Below are 18,813 nucleotides of genomic sequence, written 5' to 3'. Positions count from 1 at the left end.
AGGCCCGGATCATTCCGGGCCGGCGCGGTTCTGACGAACCCTATACGGGGGCGAACCGCGCCGCCGCGGCCCGGAGGACGCACGGATCGAAGCGCTCCGGGTCAGGGAAGCCGGCCGCCGCGGCCACCGCTTCCGAGCATGTCCAGCGCGAGGCCTTCTGAGGGATCGCCCACGCGACGAAGCCGAGGACCAGCTGCCAGTCGTAGAGCGCACCCTGGTGCTCGAGGAACCACCGCGCCGCCCGCTGCGCGTCGCCGGGCAGCGGAAGCAACTCCCACCGGGCAGGCTCCAACACCACCCTCTTCAACCGGACACCGCCTGTCCGCCCGGCCCGGCGCGCCGAGTGCACGGGCACCGGCTCGGCCGCCACGCTCGACCCGCACCACAGAGCCCCGTCCGGGCCGGCTGCGCACGTGCCGTCGGGCATGAGCGCGTCCACGCCGTCGCCTGGCTCGAATACCAGCTCGGTGTGGCTGTACGGGCCGCCCAGGCGAAAGCGGATGGCGCGGTTGGCCAGGCCCTGAAGCCCTGGGCGCGTGCCAGTGTATGAAGCAAGCAGCATGGTCAGTCCCGATGCACGGTATGGAGCTCGTCTTCCACGGACACCGGCCAGCCGCCGGAGAAGTCATAGGCTCCGGGATCGGCCGATGTCTCCATCGCAACGCGGTGTGCTTCGGCAGCCGCGAACACCGCCATGTCGCTGGCCGCCGTGCCGTTGAAGATCGCAAGGGCGAGGGCCGGCGTCATGGTCACGAAGACGGGTGGCGGCGTTGAGGTCAGCGTCTTCCACTGAATGCCGGCCGGCATGGCCTGCCCCATCAACACCAGCGAGAGCTGCTGGATGCGACTGGCGTCGTCGGAGTGGAACCAGTTCTCCCCGACCTTCACGCCCAGGTACTTGCGCCGGTCGCGCTCGGCCTTGATCCGCTCCCACACCTCCGTGGCTGGCACCGGATCTGCAGGCTCGGGCACGCCGCCAGCCGCAATCCATGCCATGTAGGCGATGTAGTCCGGATTGGTATTGGGCGCTATCGGTGAATCAGACGTTGGTATGGTGGACCGAACACCGTCGTCCCAGCGATACACGATATTTTCACGGGTTAACTGGTATATGCTCATGCGTACTGCCCGCCTGTAAATTTCGAGCCCACAGAATTACCGGGCAAATAGCTTTCCCCCGCACCGTTCACGAAAATCGCAGAATTCGCGAAGACGTTGTATCGGACTCCCGTAGCTGTTCCGCTGTAGGTATTTTCATTAACTCGCAGAAGCGACAGGCAATCGGCATAAGCAAAAGATGTGGAAAAGTTCGGCGTTCCGGCTAGCGTGATGGTCCAACCTGCGCAAATAATTTTCGCACCGTTGGAGGCATACCAATGCACCCGTGCGGATCCGCTGATTTTGTATCCCCGCAGTATAATTGTCCCTGAGCAATTAACATGAAAATTGCCGCAAGCGCCGAAATCAATATCCCCGGCTGACAGCTGACTTCCAATATCCACAGATATTGCATTTCCGCCGAACGTGCTATCGGAACTGCTCAGCTTTATTCCTGATATGGTGTACTTCCTGGACCCGGCTGGAACATTGATACATGACCCGCTTGCGGTACTAATGCTCGTCGCGGCGGCGCCCGCGCCCACGATGGCGACCGCGCCTGATCCGATCGGATCTCGTGTTTCAAAAGGCGCGAAAGCCCCGCTGCCGATTGAAATCGTGACGTCGTTGTTTCCGCAATCAAGACTGGAAACTACGTTAATGGCCTTTTGAATGGTCAGGAAAGCGCCAGCACTGGTGTTCACCAACCCGGTGTTGCTGTCGCTTCCATCGGTGCGGACGTAGTAGGTCCGCGCGGCCGACAGCCTCTCGCGCACGTCTTGGAGCGTGTCACCGGCAGGCAACTGCCGGACGCGCCCGCCCACCCTGACCAGAGGCCGCCGTACTGCCATTTCAGAGGATCACGTAGCCCAGATCGTCCGTCACCAGCTCGGTCGCGCTCTTCGCCGTGCCGAGCTCCTGGCAGACCTTGCCCGCGTTGGCGGTGTCGGTGCCGTCGAGGGGCGCGGAGATCACGCCGCCCGCGGTGCCCAGCCAGTACGTGGCGCCCGGCGTCAGCCCGGTCAGCGCGGCATTGGTGGTGTCGAGGGGGTATGCCGTGCCGCTCGCTCCGAAGGACACGGCGTCCTTCACGTAGCCGTTCGCCTGACGGCCGTTGCTGTTGTCCGCAAGGCGCATGTTCAGCGCGCCGGCATTGGCGTGGAAGTTCACGAACTTGCCGGCGCCAATGGCCTCGCTGGCCGGGGCGATCGTCGTGTTGGCTCCGATACCGGACGGCAGGAGGGTGGTGTCGATCCGGCCGTCGGGCCCGGTCGCCACCAGCTTGCCCGCGTCCGCCGCACCGGCGGAGACGGCGAGCCCGAAGAGCTGGCGGGTCTTCCCGGCGATTCGGGAAAGGTAGCCCTGGGTGGGTTGAGTTGCCATGGTTCTACTCCAGTGCGATGGGGTCTTGAAGGTTGAGAAGAAGGCGGGTCGGCGACAGCGCCGTGCCGATCAGCACATCGAAGCCAACCGCGGGCGCGGCGGTGGTGAGAGCTCCACCGAGCCCCAGATAGATGCGTTGTCCTGGCGTCCAGGACCAGGCGGAATCCGTGATGACACCCGAGCGCTGCACGTTGATGGGCTGGCCAGGGTCGGCAGCCGTGAGCGTGATACCCAGCAGCAGGTACACGTGGTCCTCGTCGTCCTTGTCCAGCGCGTACACGCGGCCGGCCGCGTCTTCCCACGCGGCGATGAGGGCGGAAAGCGTGGAGCCGGCGACGCGCGACACGGTGGCGCCACCGGCTGGGCCGACTTCCCCGCGCGGGCCGGGTGGACCCTGCTCGGCGTCGGCCACCACCTGGATGACCTCCACCTCTTCGCGCAGCACGGAACTGTCGGCCTCCTGCGCCAGGATGGTGGTGACCTCTTCCACCAGCACATCAGCCACGCGTCACCTCCTTGGAGACGCCGATGGAGCCCTCGGCCAGGCGGGTGACATCGCCGCTGGGGTGCACGATCTCCAGATCCCACACGCCAGATTCCCAGCCCATGGCCGCGGTGGCCGCGTCGCTCAGGTACAGGTCCACCGTGCCCGATGCGCCGCCCAGCGTGATGCCACCGTTCTCGGTGGTCAGGTCTGCCAGCGTGGTCGGGGTCTCCTTTTCCAGGCGGACCTGCATGCGCGCCGTCGCGCCCGTCAGGTCGATGGGCGCGCCGGTAGGGGACTCCCACCGCAGGCGTTTGCGGAAGGTCGCGCCCTGGTAGATAGTGAGCTTCTTGAGCTTGGCCGGGGTGGACATGCCGGGCAGTTTCCCGCCCGGCAGCCACCTCGCCTAACCCTATGCTGGGGCCTGCCCTGCCTCGCGCGCTGCTTCGCGCATCTGCTGGCGCAGGGCCTTCGGCGCGGTGTCGGCGATCCGCTGCGTGCGGTCCTTGCCCATCTCGCGCACGCGCTTCCACACGTCCGGCATCTTCACCACGATCGGCTGCTCCGGATTGTTTCGGTTCCAGTCAGCCAGACGTTCGCGCGCCTCTGCAAGCGCCGCATCGTCCTTGCGGAAGAGCGCATCCGCCCACTGCGCCTTGATCTCGCTGCTGGTCTGCGTGTAGAAGGTCTTCGTGCGCTGCATGAAGCTGTTGGCCTCCTGCACCTCGGCCACGCTCTTGGGCTGGAAGCCCAGGAACTTCGCCCCCGCCTCGGCCAGCGTGGTGTCGATGACCTTGTAGCCCTTCTTGTCCTTATAGATTCCGGTCGCTGCCATGTCCACGCCCTTGACCGCGTTGCGCACCGCGGTCGGCGCCACCTCCAGCGCTGCGCCCCCCGCATCCCCTGTGAGTAGCTTGCGCCCCGCGGTGAAGCCCCGCGCAATCAAGTCCCCCGCCGGGCCGGCGACTTCCAGAAGATCGCGCTCGCGGTTCTGCTTCGACAAGAGCAGCCCGGTACCGGGGAGCAGGTTGCCCAGGCCCATACGGCCCGACACGTCCACTGGCGCACCAGGCAGACCAGAGACACCCTGCTCAACGAAATCGGCGATCTCCTTGCCCATCACGTCCGCCAGCAGTTGCTTGCGCCACTGCTTGCTGCTCAGGTTGTAGCCCATCATCTGGGCCGCCCCGTCGATCAGATCCTCGGCGTCTTCCATGAAAGGCAGGCCGCCTGCGCCCGACATGAGCAGCAGCATGGCGATGGCCCAGCCCACGGCCCGCTTTCCTTCCGGTCCGCCCTGAGTCCACATGCGGTGCATCAGCTCCAGGTAGGACACGCTGTAGGTCTTGAAAGTGTTGTGGGTGATGAACGGCATGCCGTTGCGTCGCGCCACCCATGTGCTGGTCCCTGGAACGATCGGGCACCAGACGCGGCCTGTGTAACGGACGCGCTCCGATTCCTTCACCGAGTAGCGTCCGTTTTCGGTTCTTTGCGATTCGCGGATCAGCACCTTCCGGCAGCTCGGACCATGCTTGCTCACTCGGAAACTCTTGCCCAGGATGGTCAGCGCCATCTGGAAAGTCTCCAGCGTCTGCCCCGGGTTCTGGATGAGGCACCGCTGCCCGGCGGCCGACTCAGAGCCGTCCCCCTCGATCATGCGATCGACCAGCAATTCAATCTGGGCCTTCGTCATCCGCATCAGCAATGCCGGGGTGAGCTGCTTACCGGGCAGCATCTTGCGCAACACTGCAGCGCTGCTTTTTTTGATGTTGAACCGGATGTGCGCGGCATTGCCGCCGACGTAGTTCCAGGTCGTTTCGGTGTATTCGAGCCCGGCTGCGTCGAGGTCAGCACGGATCAGGTCTGCTGTGCGCCCTTCGTTCTGATACAGCTTCAGCGCGCCGCCCCATTCCTCTCGCCCGCGGTTCTTCTTCGTGAACCACCCTTCCGTGACCACCCAACCCAGCACCCGCGCCTGGGCGTCGGTGATGGGCTCGCCGGTTGGCAGGTGATCGAACGGCGCGGCAGTGGGAATCTGAACCCGGTGAGACGCCGGGATGTCCTGCGCTTCGGCCACCCCCAACTCCCAATGCGTGGTCCCCCGCTGCGCCCCTTTGGTCCGCTTCCTTTTGTAATGCACCACTCGATGGTCTGGGGTCATGAGCATGTCCAGCGTCTTGGACTTCGCATGCACCATTTCACCATCGTGATCGAAGATGTGCACCGACGCCATCGGAGCCCAGATGAGCCGCTCTGTGGTCATATCGAACGATGCGAGCATGTCGCCCGGCACCAGGTGGTCGGGGCCGACCCATCCGCGCTGCGTCAGCGCTTCCGTGGTGTCGTCCACACAGAAAAGCGCTCCCCCCACAGCCCCCCGCGCGAAGCGGGGTTTATTCGCTTTCGAGTACACGAACTGCGTCTCCAGCACCGCCTTGCGGGCGAAGTTGGAAGGCTCGGCCATGCCCTGCTCCTTCGCCATCCGATACGCGGCGATGAAGGTGCTGCGGCGGTTGAACTGTTCGGCCAGGGCGAAGGGCTGACCCCACGCCACCTTCACGCGCTCCCAGTTGTTGGCCACCGCGGCGCGTGCGTCGCCCACCTTCATTCCGTCGCCCGTGCGGAGCGACCCAGTGCCGCGTGCCTGCGACATCAGCTGATGGATCTCCTGCGGGGACACCACACCATCCTCCTCCGCGGACTGCATCGCGGCAGCGAGGTCGGGCTCGTACTGAAAGCCCTTGCGGCTCATGTCCTTGAGGGCGCGCGCCATCTGGGCGCCGGCCTTGCGCATGCCGCCAAACTGAGACAGCCACGGCATGGTGATCTGGAACGGTTGCATCATGTTCACGGCGGCGGACGCTACCGAGCCTCCCAGGTACTGGGCGAACAGCATGCCGCGCACGGCCTGGCCCTCCTCCTGGGGATTGGCGATGTAGTCGCGCAGCCCCATGGCCAGGTCTTTCAGCTCTCCCTGCTCCTTCGGGATGGCGTTGATTGCGCTCTCCATGGTGCCGGCGTTCAGTCCGCCAGCGCCCAGGCGGGCATTAGAGTACACGAAGCTCGCCAGCACGCGGCCCACGTCCTCGCTGTACCCCGCGACCCCCTTGCGGTGGATCAGGCGCTTGAGCGCGCTGTGGTTGTTCTTGGCCAGTTGCAGGTAGGCCTGAAATGCCTTGTCCTTCGGGTCGTCGCCCTTGCCGTCCAGCCCCAGCATGCTCCCGAACATTTCCAGGCTCTCGGGGGTGACGCCCGCGAACAGCTTGAATGCGTCCTGGCTCATGGTGCCCTGGGTGACGGTGGCGCCGGGGAACTGCTTTTCCATCTCGGCCTTCATCCGGTTGGAATCGGCCTTGGTCTCGAACATGCCGAAATATTGGCGATCGCCCGCGGCGTCCACCACATCCACCGTGTAGCGGCCGAAGCGCGACAGCGGGGCATAGCCCTCGTCCATCAGCTGCTGCGCCCTCTCCTGGGCTTTCACCACCGCGTTGTTCAGCTTCATCAGCCGTTCGGACCATTCGGGCCGATCCCGGGCGTCGTCCATCAGCGTGCGGGTCAGCAGCTCCACGGCATCGTCAAGGGTTTCCTGCGCCAGCACCGCGTCGCGCATGCCCGCGTACTCATCGCCCAGGCTGCGCAGCATGTCGGCGCGCGCCGTCATGTCGATGGAGCGGTCGATGGCGGCCCGGCCCTCTTGGTAGAGGCTCACCTGGTTCGCGTCGAGCCCGAACATGGTTTCCAGCTCCTTCTGGCTCCACACCACGCCGGCCTTGAGCACCCGGCTGTTGAAGCTGGTGTTCACGTTGGCCTCGTACATGCCCACGGGCAGGCCCTGCCAGGCGGTCAGGATCTTCGGGTCCAAGCGGCCGCCGCGCAGCAGCAGTTGGGCCTTCTGGTCGGCCGGCAGATTCTGGTACTTGGCCGTGAGGTCATCCAGCAGCACCGGGGTGCCGTCGATGTCCCGCGCCCACATCAGCGTGCCCTCGAACAGCGGGCGCGCCACGGCCTTGTTGTCGGCCGCGGTGATCGGCTTCTTGGTCAGGTCGCGCCAGCTGTCCACGCGCGGCAGGAGGCGCGGGGCCATGTCGGCCGCGTCGTTGCCCAGCATGGACACGTCATCGATGAAGCGCTGGGCCGACTCGAACACCGGCTTGAACGCGGGCGCGCGCTCGGCCAGGTGGCGCATCGTGCCGATCGTCTTGTCCCAGAGCGACACCTTGCCGGGGTGGCTCATCGTCTGCGTGATCTGGTCCAGGGCCGAGTCCTTCAGCGCGGCGATGCGCTCGCGGCTGAACATCACATCCGGACCGGCCCCAGTTTGCGGCAGATCGGCCTCAGTTTTATAATTGGCGCGGAAGCCGGAAACTCGCTGTACCACCCCAGGCAATTGGAGCCTGGCCGTCGTGGCGAGTTGCCGGCTTTCTTTTTTGTTCGCAAACTGCAGCAGGCCGTCCCGGATCCAGCGCGTGAACGTGCGGTCCGCGTTGTCCTTCGGGTAGGCGCTGGGCACATAGACCACCTCGGCCCGGTTGCTGGCGCCGTTCGGATCGACGGCCACCACCACCGGGTTGCCGCGCACCACCAAGCTCGTCACCACCACCATCCGCCCGGGCTGGGTGTCCGACTTGAACACCATCACGGGATTCGACAGCAGCTCGCCCAGCCGCTCCAGATCCGCGCGCGGCACGCCGTGCTCGAAATGCATCTTGGCGAGGAGGTTGCGGTTCGTGACCACCGGCTTGCGTACCACGCCCAGCGCCTCGAGGGCCGCCGGCGTCTCGATGCCGAGCGGCACCTGGGCGCGCAGCGCGCGTTCGTCGTTGTTCAGGCCGGCGGTGATGGCCGCACGCACCTCGGCCGCGAACCCGGACCGGGCTTCGTCCTGCGCCAGGCTGTACTGCATGGCTGCCGAGCCCATGCCGCGCTCGCGCGCCGCGGCGGCCCGTTCCACCCAGTTGCGCGCCGGCAGGATGTAGGCCTGGATGATGTCCGCGTCGCGCAGGCGCAGGCTCCCGAACCCGGGCACGTGCTCGCGCAGGAAGTTGCGGATGGCAGCGACGGCCCGCTGCACGAAGGACAGCTGCGGATTCTTCTCGGCCATCTCCGCCAGCACCTCCTCCGCCGCCCGGGCCCGGCTGATGCGGTCCACGCCGCGCATGCCGTACTCGGCCATCTTGGCATCCACGTCAGCGCGGCGCATGGTGGCCACCTGGTTCAGGATCTTGTCCAGTTCCGGACCGAAGAGGCCCCGCAGGCCGTGGTGGCCGGCCACCTCGTGGTACAGCACCCGCGCGGCATCCTCCGGCGTGGTCAGGCGCGAAGCCATCAAATACGCCTTGCCGCCGAAATAGAAGCCCTCGGGCGCCCCATGCGCCCCGCCGGAGCGCTGGCGCAGGTCGGCGTCGCGCACGCGCTGCGGGATGATGGGGTCGTTCAGGTCATAGGCCACCACCACCTCGGGGGCGTTCTGCCAGGCCGCCACGATCGGGTTGACCGTGGCGCGCACCGTATCCACGGCCTGCCGCTGGGCTGCGGCCGAGAAACCGTCCCCCTTGCCCATGATGCGCAGCAGGTCGGCCGCCATGCCGGCGCCCAGGTCGTCTTGGGCGTCTCGACGGAATAACGGCTCGCTCTCAGCAGGACCGCTCTTCCGCGTGTTGTCGCGGTTCTCCGTGTTCTGCGCGGGCACCGCGGGCTCAAGGGCCGCAGCGGCCGGGGCCGGGGCCGGGGCCGGTTCGACCTTCGTGCGGGCGGCCGGGCCCGCCGCATAGTTCATCTTGGAGGGCTCGGTCCCGTGGGTGCGATCGATCGCGCCAGCCTTGTTCGCCCACGTGCCACTCCCGTCCTTCTGCACCTCGCGCACGGTGACGCTCCAGCGTCCATCCGCGTCCGCCGGCTGGTAGCTGACGACGCGATCAAATCCGCCGCCGTAGCCGCGGACCACATTGCCAGGCGCGAAGTAGGCGGCCCGCCGCTCCTCGGCCTCACGCGCTTCGCGCACGGCCTTGCTCTCGCGTTTTGCCTTTGCCTCCTTCATCTTCGCGGGTACGGTCTTCGGCTTGGCTGCCGGGCTCGCTTCGCCCGCCACGGTGGTTGCTGCAGGCGCGGTAGGCACGGCGGCCTTTTCAGCCTTCGCGCGCTTCATGCGTTGCGGCACCGTCTCTGCTGCCGCTGTCGGCGCCTGGGGCGCCGGGGCCGTAGCAGTTGGATCCTGAGCGGCAGGCCGTGCTCCGTCCCGGGCTGGTGCTGCCGCCGCGGCGATTTTTTCCGCCTTGGCACGCGCCATGCGCTTCGGCACCGATTCGAAAGTTGCCCCAGACTCTTCGGGGGAAGGGGAGCTTGCAGCCGAGCCTACCGCAGCGGGGTCAGCGCCCTCTGCACGTCCCACCCGAGTTGCAACCTCTGGCGAATCGTCGATGGGACCATTCCCAGCTCTCGCGCCCAAGTCTTCAGCGGCTGCGTTTTGCCCTCGTGGGTCAGCATCCGGTGGCTGTGCCCGGGCGGCTTCGTTCCCTTGAGCAGCACCTGCTCGACCGGCTGCCCGTCGGCCAGCCTGCGGTACAGCGTCGACGCCGGCTGGCCCAGTTCCCTCGCCCACTCGGCGACCGTCATCGACTTGCCGTTGTGCGAGATCAGCCGCACGAACTTCGGGCGGTTCTGAGACTGCAGTTCCTTCGTCGCCCAGCGTACGTTGCCCGGCACGTACCCCAGGTGCCCCTTTATCCGGTCCAGGGAATGCTCCGGCGACGGCTTCCGCCCCACTTCCGCCAGGAACAGAGCGAAGTCCGCCTCCCACGCGGGGTCCATCTTGATCCCCACTGCGCCGTACTCCGGATACGACTTGTCGTTCGGGTTGTTGCACCGCCTCTTGGCGTGGTGCCAAGCGTGGTACTCCGGTGTCTTGGACATTCTGTGCTTGGTCATCGGGCGCTCCTTTCTTGGCCGGCTTGGGATCGGTGATTTGCGCGCCGGTCTTGGCCGTCGGCACTGGTGGGGCGTCCAGCGGCGGGAACGTGGTGCCGCGCGCCATGGCGACGGGTGCCGCAGGTGCTGGTGCCGGAGCGGCGGCGGCCTCCTGCGCGGGCGCGATCAGGTCGGCGATCTTGCGCTTCAGATCGCTGTTCAGGTTGTCCCACTTCGCACCGGCCAGGTTCTTCCGCAGGACGGGCTTGATCCCCTTCAGTTGCTCGGCCACCACCTGGCGCTGCAAGGTAGGCAGTCGGGTCCAGGTCTGGCCGGCGGTGTCGATGCGCTGGGCGCGCTGGTCCTTGCTTTCCGGCGCAGCTTCCGCGCCAGCCGCTGCTTTTCCTTGCGCTCCAGCGTCCGTAGTCGTGGTGCCGGCATTGGTCAGTGCCCCTTGCGCTGGTGCGCCAGCAGCGGCGACGGCCGGGGCCTGCGCTGCTGCTGGTGGTTGGGTGTTCGCTGGTTGGGCTTGGGGGCCATCGGTGGTTCCTTTCACGGGGGTGGATTGCTCGGCGGCGCGGGCAGCCTTGCGGCGCGAAAGCTCCTGCGCCAGCTTGATGCGCACGTCGCGGCCCTGGGCGCCGCGGAAGACTTCCGACAGCTGCGCGTCGCTCCAGTTGGCCACGTCATCGGAACCGGGGATCTCGCCCGTTTCCGGATCCGCGCCAAGAGGTGACCGCGCCGGCTGCTCCTGTTTCTGGGCCTTGCCGCTCTTCTCGCCGGCCTCGGCCGCCTGTGCCAACGCGGCGGCCTGCTGCATCTGGTCGGAGACGCCGGTATCCACCGCCATGGCGGCGCCGGTCGAAAGCGGGCCGTCGGCGGGGTTGATCCCCATGCGCACGGAGCGCGGCACCTCGGCGCCCGTGGACTGGTAGATCTCGTCGTCCGGGCTCTCCACCGCGCGCGAGGCCTCCATGTCGGCCTGGCGCTGCGCCGCGGCGGCGGCGCGCTGCTCGGCCAGGGCGGCGGCCCCGTCCGGCGGTGCAGACTGGGGCCCGAGCACCTCGCCCTGTTCCTGCTCCTGCAGCATGCGTAGCTGCTCGGCGAAGGCCTCGCTCACCCGCTCAAGCCCGGGATTGCGCGGCGGGGCCTCTGCCGCCGGCTCGTCGCCAGCCGGCCGGGCCGCGGCGGGATCGCCCTCGCCGACCGCGCCCGCGCGCGGCCGCGCCGCGGCATGGTAGCCAGCAGCACCAGCCCCCATCGCCCCACCGGACAGGGTGCCCAGCACGATGGCCGAGTCCACCTGGTCGTACCATGGCTTGTCGAGCGCGACGTTCTGGAAAATCTGTTCGGCCATGGACTGCGGCAGTTCCTCCAGCAGGCCCTCCGCGATCGCGCCCTCGATCACGTGGCGCGGAATGCTCTTCACGGCCTGCTGCTGCAGCGGGTTCACGGCGGCGCCGGCCGCCTCGTCGGCGAACTGGCGGGCCATGCCGCTCTGCCCCTGCGCCAGCATCGTTTCGGCGTCACCGATGCCCAGGCGCTGCGCGATCCGGCCGCCCACCGCACCGAAGGCGCCCCCCACAGCCCCGGTGGCGGCGGCGAGCCCGGCTTGGTTCGGGGTCAGCAGCCCATCCGGGGTTTCCTGGCGGATCTGCTCGGCCTGCGAGCCGGCCATGGTCAGCCCTTCACCGGCTGCCCCGGCGAGCGCGGCGCCCTTGGCCCCCATCTGCCCCAGGCGCGTTGCAGCCAGGAGCCCCCGGGCCGCGACACCGCCTGCCCCCATGGATGGAAGCGATTCCCCGATGGCCGTGGCGATCAGGCTGGGGTTCTGCACGGCCGTGACCGCCTTGTCCACGATGCCGTCGGCTTCTTGGAACTTCCGCTGGGCTTCCTTGGTGGCGTCGGAGTGCCAGTCGTTGACGATCTCGCGCGCCTGCTTTGGACGGAACCCGACGGCACCGCCTTCGTTCTCGAGGAACTTGCCCACCCGGCCGCCCGTGGCGATGTCGGCGATGCCGACCAGGGCCTCGGGCACGCCGATGGCGCCCTTCACTGCGGTAGCGGCAATATCCTGGCCCCAGCCCTTTAGCCCGCGCGCGGTGGTCGGCTCCGAAAGCGCGCCCTTCTCCCAGTTTTCGGACGGCGCTGCCGGCCCAGATAGCGAACCCTTTTCCCAATCAGTGTCTTGTGCCATCCCTCAACTGTCCCCCCCGCAGAGGTCAGGAGCCGAACCCTATACGGTGCGAAAGAGCCGATACCGCTCATGTCGTGCTCCTGCAACGGGAGCAGGTTGGTAGGCTTGGCACGAGGCCCAGGTGCCACATGTCGTACTTCCTGCAATGTCTTCGCGGACGTGTATATACACTGCGCGAAAATTAGCGGTACTATTGCATCCCATGAAGAACTTAGAAATCTCTGGAGGAGTACTTGACAAATTGGCGACCAAGCATCAAGTAGAGAGGAAAGAGGTAGAGCAGTGCTTCAGGAACATCAATGGCCCGCTGCTCATCGATAACAGGGAAGACCATAGGACCAATCCTCCGACGCTGTGGTTTCTCAGCTATACCAACAAGGGCCGCTTACTCAAGATCGCGTATATACAAAGAGGCTCAACGATCCATCTGAGGACGTGCTATGAGCCCAACCAAAACGAGATCAGCATTTACACGAGTCACACCAAACGGAGAGTCAAATGAACAAGTTCGCAGGCACTGATGAAGCATGGGAGGAGCGCCAACTGGGCGCTGACGCCGACCACGCAGAGGTGGCCGGTGCGGAGCATATGGCAGCGCTGGACGAGGCGATGGGCATGCAGTCCATCTCGATCCGACTGCCCAAAGGAATGATCGACGCATACAAGCTGATCGGCGCTCACCATGGCGTCGGGTACCAGCCTCTGATGCGAGACATCCTGCAGCGCTTCATCCCTGAAGGGTTGAAGGAAGTGCTGGACCACCACCAGCAAAAGGCCACGCAAGCAGAAGGCCGCATTGAGGAGCTGCGAAAGGCGGCCTGATGCCGTACCTTGCCCCAGAAGGCCCGCTTCGCGCGGGCCTTTTTCATGGTCGAATAACCGAACGGTAATTGCCCCACGATAACGGGGGCTGTGCCCGCACCTGCCTCTTACCCTCCCAGCATAGGAGGGCCCCATGAACGCGAAGACCATCGCCACCGTCTTGCTTCTGGCCGCCCCCCGTCGCCTGCATCCTGGACAAGGCTCCGGGCGTGGCGAACGACACGGCAGCGCAGGCGGTCTACCATCTGTGCCAGCCGTCCCGGCCCTGGCCAGCCAGTTCCTGCAGTGCCCTCTGCACCTGCGCCCGCGAAGGGGAACGCCCTGCTACATTCCTGCCGGGAGGTACACCATGGGCGACATCATCAACAACATCTGGACCGGCCGGGCCGGGCTTGCGAAGACCTACTGGGGCTATGGGTTCCTGGGTGGGCTGATCTGGGGCGTTGTCCTGTCCATGATGCCCCAAGGGGCGCCCATATCCACCGTGGCCGTACTTCTCTTCGTTGCGTTTCTTGTTCTTGTGAACGTTGGGACGTGGCGCGCCGCAGCGCTGTACCTTGGAAATCCGCTGTGGGCAGTGCTCGCCAAGATTGCAGTTGCGTCGTTCCCGGTCTTCATCCTGATCGGCACGGTGGCGACAGTCGCTGTGACCGGCGGCCGACCGAAGCCCGAGGTTCCTCCCAGCGGCATGTCAGCCCCTGGCACAGAGGCACCACCTGCCGTGGACTGGGAGAAAGGCGAACTTTCCCCTCCTCCGACCAGGTAACGCTACGTCTTGGGCACCCACTTCCTGCCATCCCATACGGCGCTCTTCCCGTTGACCGTGGACACGGTACCGACCGGCCTGGTTTTTGGATCGGCGAGCGCTTCTGATGGAGGATGAGCAGCACCTTGCGCAACATCCACCCGCTGCACGTCCCCTGTCGCTTGGTTGTACCGCAACACGCTCCCCTCGCTGGTAGAGCCATCGGCGTTCTTGACCGCGGGCGTGACCTGCACGCGCCAGTCGTTGTGGCCCTGGCCAGCCAGAGCCCGCAGCGCCTTCTGCGCCTCCGCCTTGGCGCTCTCGGAAGCGGTGGGATCGACCAGCACGCCGCGCAGTTGCTCCTGCTGGGCTGCGATGCGGTTGGCGTAGCCCTGGGCCTCCACTTGGCTGTCCACCGACCGCCGTTGCGTGGCGGCCTGCTGCGCCGCAATGCCAGTCCGCTGCGCTTCGACAGCGGCTCGGGCGCCGGCACGTTGGGTCTCACCGGCCTGCTGCATTTCTTCGCGCGCCAGTGCCGCGTTCTGGCGCATGGCTTCGGTGTCCATGCCCGGCTGTGCCGCGCGGGCCGCGAGATCGGCATTGGTCATGGCCGCCGCGGTGGCTGCCTCTGGCGACATGCCCTTGTGCTGGTCCCACCGGCCGCCGTTGTTCATGATGCTGGAGGCCGATACCTGGGCGTTGCGAAGGTCGTTGCGGGCCTGCCAGTCGTTGCCCGAGTGACGGGCTACCGGCGCCGAGAATGCACCAGGCTGGAAGCCCCGAACCGGTGAGTCCTCCGGCTGGGGTCGCATGCCGGGCGCGAAGCCGCGCACCATGCTTTCTGCAGCAGCGTCTGCCGCGGCGGTCGGGCGGCCGGTGAACCCACGGGGGAAGTTCATGCCCGTCGCCTGGTCGCTGAACTGCCCACGGCCGTGCTCGAAAACGCCTGGGCGCACCGCGGCGGCCGCGCCTGGTGCGGCTTGCGCAGTGGCCGGCTGAGCGCCAGCCTGCTGCATCACGCTGCGGCGACTTTCCTCCGCCATGCCCGGCGCGAGGCCGCGTGCTGCAGGAGAGGCGGTCAGCGCTGCTGCGGGAGCAGCTGCAGCAGCGGGGGCAGCCGCGGGAGCGGGCGCGGCGTCGGCCGTCCCGAACAGCCCCGAGCCGAAGCCTCGTGCCGCGCCGATGACCGGCTCGGAAACCTTGTCCGCCAGCTCCAGCCCGTACATGCCCAGCCCCTGCACCGCGGTGCGCGCAGCGGTGCCGGCGGCCTGGGCGTAGTTGCCGGAGCTCACCTGGTCTTTCAGTTCCTGCGCCCGATCCTGCATGTACAGCTCGGACGGCCCGGCCGCGCGCGCCTCGGGCTGCCCGCTCGAGCGCGGCGAGAAACCCCGCGTCTGGGGTTCGGCCTCCGCCGCGGCGCCAACGTAGGGGCTACGGCCCGCGCTCGGGCTGCCCTGCGGGTAGATGTTGGAGGGGGAGATTTGCTTGCGCTGCTCCTCGTCCTTGACCACGCCGCCATCGGCGAAGCTCGGACGCGTCGCGTATGTGGTGGCAGACGGCTGGCCCGGCTGACGCTGGAGGGCCGGCGCGGGAAATCCCACGGCCGACGGCGCGGCGTTCACCGGCGTGGTGCTGCCCAGCGGGGTTGGCGCGGTGCCGGGGGGCGCCGTGTTGGCGGGCTGGCTCATGCTGGCCAGCTTGCTTTGCGCAGCATCGCGGTCGGCGCTGGGCATGATGGAGCTGGCCGTCACCTCCAGGCTGCGCTGGGCGTTGCGCTCCGCCCACCCCATCGGTGCCCCGGGCGCCGCTGCGGCGGCTGCAGGCGCTGGGGCAGCCGGCTGGGCTGCCGTCGCGGCGGCGCTCTGCAGCGGGTCGCTGACCAGCCCCCCGTTGGCGAAGAAGAAGCGCGGCTCCGGCGGCGCCGGCGGCCGTGCTCCCGGGGAAAAGCCGCGCACCGGCGCGTGGGTCGCATCCTTCATCTGGTCCAGCGCCTGCACGCCGATGGCATGCACCTGCTCCGGCGGCAGCTTGAACTCGCCGTTGCTCAGGTTCACGGCCACCTTCCGACCGGGCTGGAAGCCGCGCGCGCCCATGGTCTCGAGGTTCTGAGCCCCCACCTGTTGGGTGCTGTCGGCCGGCATGATGTAGGTGCCCGGCGCAACGGCGTCCTGCACGTCGTCGGAGGTGCCGGTGCCAGGCCCGCGCACCACGCCGCCGCCGGCATATCCACTGGTCTTGGCGGCACGGTGCGCCGCCGGTTGAAAGCCTCGCATGGAGCCTCCTGTGATGCAGATGTGCCGATTCTTCGGCCCAGCCGCACGCCTGCAAAGCCCTATACGCGGGCGTTGAGCCGGCTGCCTGAGCTCAGCAGGGTGGTCCACACCTTTCCGTCAACCGCTGGCACCGTAGTTGTAGTTGTCGGTCGTTTTGGTGGTGTTCCAGGTTTCTCCCTGGCTACCTTGCCCAGGAATTCCGGCCGACACGTGGATAGCCGGCATTGCGTCGGCCGCGAGCTGGGCGGCGCACTGCCCGTCACCCATTGGTCGTTGAACCGGGTGTTGGAATCTGCATCGACTCCGAGTAGTTTGCGGACGCACTGACACCCGATCCGCCGCTCACGCTGGAGCCGAGAGAGATACCAGCCATCGCGCCGGCCGCCAACGTGGAGGCGGCCTGGCTTGCGGACTTCAGGGCTTCGAGCTGGATCGACGCCACACGGATCATCTGTTCCATGTCCGCGACGTACTTCCGGATTTCCACCTCGTAGGCTGCGATCGAGGTGCGCATGTTGGCCTCCTGGGCCTGCAGTTGCAGGCCAATCGCGGCGCTCTCGGCGCCTACCTTGGCTGTGTACCGCGCCGTGTTGGCACGGTGCGCCTCGGCATTGGCCTGGATCGCGGCGCTCTGCTGCTGGATGAGCGTTTTGTCCTTGTCAAGGTTCGCCACGAAGGCCTGCACGCGCAGCTGCGCCTGCGAAATCTCGGCCGCCTGGTTCTTGATGCTGATGTCGGCCTTCGCGGCTTGGCCGGAGACATACGCGCTGTAGGCGCGCGCCTGGGCGTCGATGAGGGAGGCCTTCGCGGTCTCGCCCTTGACGCGGCTTTCGTAGGCGTCGAACCGCACCTTGTCGGCCTGCAGCAGCTCGGCGTGCGCCTGCACCTCGGCCTTGAAAATTTCCACGCGCGTGCGCTGTTGCTCGGATTCGAGCTGCGCGCCCTGCATCTGCGACTTGTAGATTTCCAGGTCCAGCTGCAGCGCCTGCACCTGGGCCTGGTAGGTGCGCACTCGCTGTTCGTTGACCTGGCCCTTTGCCAGCTCCCCGTCCAGCTCGGCGCGGTACACCTGGATGCGTGCAAGCTGGGCGTCCAGGCGTGCGCGGAACACGGTGGCCTCTGTTGCATAGGCCGACTGCTTCGCGTTGAAGATGGCGATCTGTGCGTTCAGCAGCGCCAGCTCGCTGTCCAGTTGGATCTTGGCGGCCTCGAAGGCCCGGCCCGCCACGGCGGACCAGATCCCCACCAGCACCTGTTCTGCGGCAATGGCCTGGGTGCAGGCGAACCGCACATTCTCGATCTGGGCATCCGTGACCTTGATGAGAACGTCCCGGCCCAGCGTCTGCTTGCGCAGCATGGCCTCGGACCGGATGGCGTCGATGCGGTTGACCATCATGCCCGGCGGCATGGTGAACCCGCGCGAGGAGAACTCCGTTGCGGCGGCCGATATGTCCCGGCTCACGGCGATGTCTTCACGCGATGCGGCGCGCTCCCAGAGGGCTTTTTCCACAGCAGGCGGAAGCCCCGTGCCGCCAGCCCACATCCGGCGCAGCTGGGCCAACTCCTCCTCCAGGATGGTGACCTTGTAGGGCACCTCCCGCCACTGGAGCACGGTCGATACGTGGCTGCCCTGGAACTCGGGCGACTGGGCTGTGAATTCCGGCAGCGTCGGGAAATCGAAATGCGGAATCACGATGTTGTCCAGCGAGGGGAGCAGCGGTTTCTCCAGCCGAGGCGCCTCTGGCGGCACCACCTCCCGTATCGCAGGCGCCGTCGGCGCGGCCCCGTAGTCGCGCCAGTCCGGTGCCTCCGGAATCTGGATGGCCGCGAACCCAGGATTGAAGCCTTCGACCTCGATCTGCTGCACCGGGGCGATTGCGCCCACGACCACGTCCGAACGGTTCACGGGCGTCACGACGCCGAAGCTGTCGCGGCCCAGGTCCGGCAGCTCCAGATTGCCGGTGACGCTGGCCTGCAGATCCGGAACATCCGGAGCGCTGCCGGACATCAGCAGTGCAGGCGTGAACTTGCCCATCTCTTCGATCGTCTGCCGGGCCGCGTCCTGGGCCTTGACTGCCCGCTCGATCGCACTGCCCTGCCGCTCCAGCACGGTGTCGCGGATCTGCTTCGCCGCGTCGTAGGCCTCGGCAAATGCCCCTGTTGCTTCTCCCATCACAATCTCCTTTTGCTTTCGGCCACCTCGGCCTCGATGCTCGATACCCGGAAGCCAGCCCCGCCTACATTCGCGATGCCGATCCGCCAGTAGCGGGAATTCAGTCCCCTGCCAGGGACCACCCTGTTGTTGCGTGGCTGGGCCGCGGAGCGCGGCTGCATGGCGTAGGTGAACGGGCCGTAGCCCTGGCCGTAGGTTTCGACGGTCGCATTGAGCAACCCGTCCGCCGCGTAGCCGTACCAGAGGCCGACAACTCGCTTTTTGCCTGTGCCGCTGTTCTTGGGCGCCCCGCTGTCGGTAAACCCGCTGAAGTCGGTGAAGCCGTACTGCACCCGCGCAGGTATGGTTTCCTTGCTGTCCAGGCTGCCACCGACAACCGCGAGCCCTTCCGGTCCCACGGCGAACACCTTGCCATCCACAACGGCCATGTCGGTGAATGCCCAGCCGTCGTACCAGCTCACCCCGCCCGTCTCGGTGTTCATCACCCACGCAATCAGTCCTCGGTCGATCATCAGCAGCTCGTCCGCTCCCTCGCCGCCTTCGGAAACCTGCACCAGCGAGGTGGCGTGCACCTGCACTTCGTCCGAGCATGCTGCAGCGTCCTCGGCATCTGCGGTTGTCGTCTGCGCGGTGACGTCAACGGCATCCTCGCCCAGCCCCACATCCTCCAAAGCCATGGTTGGCTCTGCCGCATACGCCTCTTCGTCCCCGGCGCCGACCCCTTCGGCAACC

General features: G+C 67.0%; 12 protein-coding genes. 2 read left to right on the top strand and 10 right to left on the bottom strand.

The genetic code is table 11. The features are described 5' to 3' along the window. Window positions 1-40: 40 nt before the first annotated feature. The 7 genes from BLR99_RS10020 to BLR99_RS09990 form a co-directional block, all read right to left on the bottom strand. Entirely contained in the window at window positions 41-562 is a 522-nt protein-coding gene (locus BLR99_RS10020) for a hypothetical protein (protein WP_011794862.1), read from the bottom strand. 2 nt (window positions 563-564) lie between these two features. Next, window positions 565-1,119 (bottom strand): DUF4376 domain-containing protein, encoded by a 555-nt coding sequence (locus tag BLR99_RS10015; RefSeq protein WP_074687147.1) that lies wholly within the window; start codon window positions 1,117-1,119, stop codon window positions 565-567. After that, a complete protein-coding gene (locus tag BLR99_RS10010) occupies window positions 1,116-1,874 on the bottom strand; it encodes a hypothetical protein (RefSeq protein ID WP_233423762.1) in 759 nt (252 codons plus the stop codon). Before BLR99_RS10010 ends, BLR99_RS10015 begins: the two co-directional genes overlap by 4 nt. 76 nt (window positions 1,875-1,950) lie before the next feature. Further along, a complete protein-coding gene (locus tag BLR99_RS10005; protein ID WP_011794859.1) occupies window positions 1,951-2,481 on the bottom strand; it encodes a hypothetical protein in 531 nt (176 codons plus the stop codon). A 4-nt stretch (window positions 2,482-2,485) separates the two neighbouring features. Next, window positions 2,486-2,986, bottom strand: coding sequence for a capsid cement protein (locus BLR99_RS10000; protein ID WP_017438284.1), 501 nt, complete (start codon window positions 2,984-2,986; stop codon window positions 2,486-2,488). Continuing rightward, a complete protein-coding gene (locus tag BLR99_RS09995) occupies window positions 2,979-3,338 on the bottom strand; it encodes a hypothetical protein (RefSeq protein ID WP_011794857.1) in 360 nt (119 codons plus the stop codon). Before BLR99_RS09995 ends, BLR99_RS10000 begins: the two co-directional genes overlap by 8 nt. 39 nt (window positions 3,339-3,377) lie before the next feature. Beyond that, window positions 3,378-12,068: a PLxRFG domain-containing protein gene (locus BLR99_RS09990; protein ID WP_139160155.1), complete on the bottom strand. Its 8,691-nt coding sequence runs from the start codon at window positions 12,066-12,068 to the stop codon at window positions 3,378-3,380. Between the two features lie 498 nt (window positions 12,069-12,566). Here BLR99_RS09990 and BLR99_RS09965 point away from each other — a divergent pair, with 498 nt between their 5' ends. Beyond that, window positions 12,567-12,890, top strand: a complete 324-nt coding sequence (locus BLR99_RS09965; RefSeq protein WP_011794854.1) for a hypothetical protein — start codon at window positions 12,567-12,569, stop codon at window positions 12,888-12,890. Window positions 12,891-13,239: 349 nt separating this feature from the next. Then, window positions 13,240-13,656: a hypothetical protein gene (locus tag BLR99_RS09960; protein ID WP_074687133.1), complete on the top strand. Its 417-nt coding sequence runs from the start codon at window positions 13,240-13,242 to the stop codon at window positions 13,654-13,656. Between the two features lie 2 nt (window positions 13,657-13,658). Here BLR99_RS09960 and BLR99_RS09955 read toward each other — a convergent pair whose 3' ends face one another. The 3 genes from BLR99_RS09955 to BLR99_RS23100 form a co-directional block, all read right to left on the bottom strand. After that, entirely contained in the window at window positions 13,659-15,908 is a 2,250-nt protein-coding gene (locus tag BLR99_RS09955) for a TrbJ/VirB5 family protein (RefSeq protein WP_074687131.1), read from the bottom strand. A gap of 259 nt (window positions 15,909-16,167) precedes the next feature. Continuing rightward, entirely contained in the window at window positions 16,168-18,081 is a 1,914-nt protein-coding gene (locus tag BLR99_RS09950) for a coiled-coil domain-containing protein (protein ID WP_017437923.1), read from the bottom strand. Continuing rightward, window positions 18,081-18,813, bottom strand: a 733-nt coding sequence (locus BLR99_RS23100) for a hypothetical protein (RefSeq protein ID WP_211481579.1), incomplete at its 5' end; no start/stop codon positions are given. The genes BLR99_RS09950 and BLR99_RS23100, both read right to left, overlap by 1 nt.

The sequence above is a fragment of the Paracidovorax citrulli genome (genome assembly GCF_900100305.1).
GTDB lineage: Bacteria > Pseudomonadota > Gammaproteobacteria > Burkholderiales > Burkholderiaceae_C > Paracidovorax > Paracidovorax citrulli.
The sequence above is the reverse complement of the archived record's forward strand: the minus strand, read 5'-3'. Positions and strand labels throughout refer to the sequence as shown.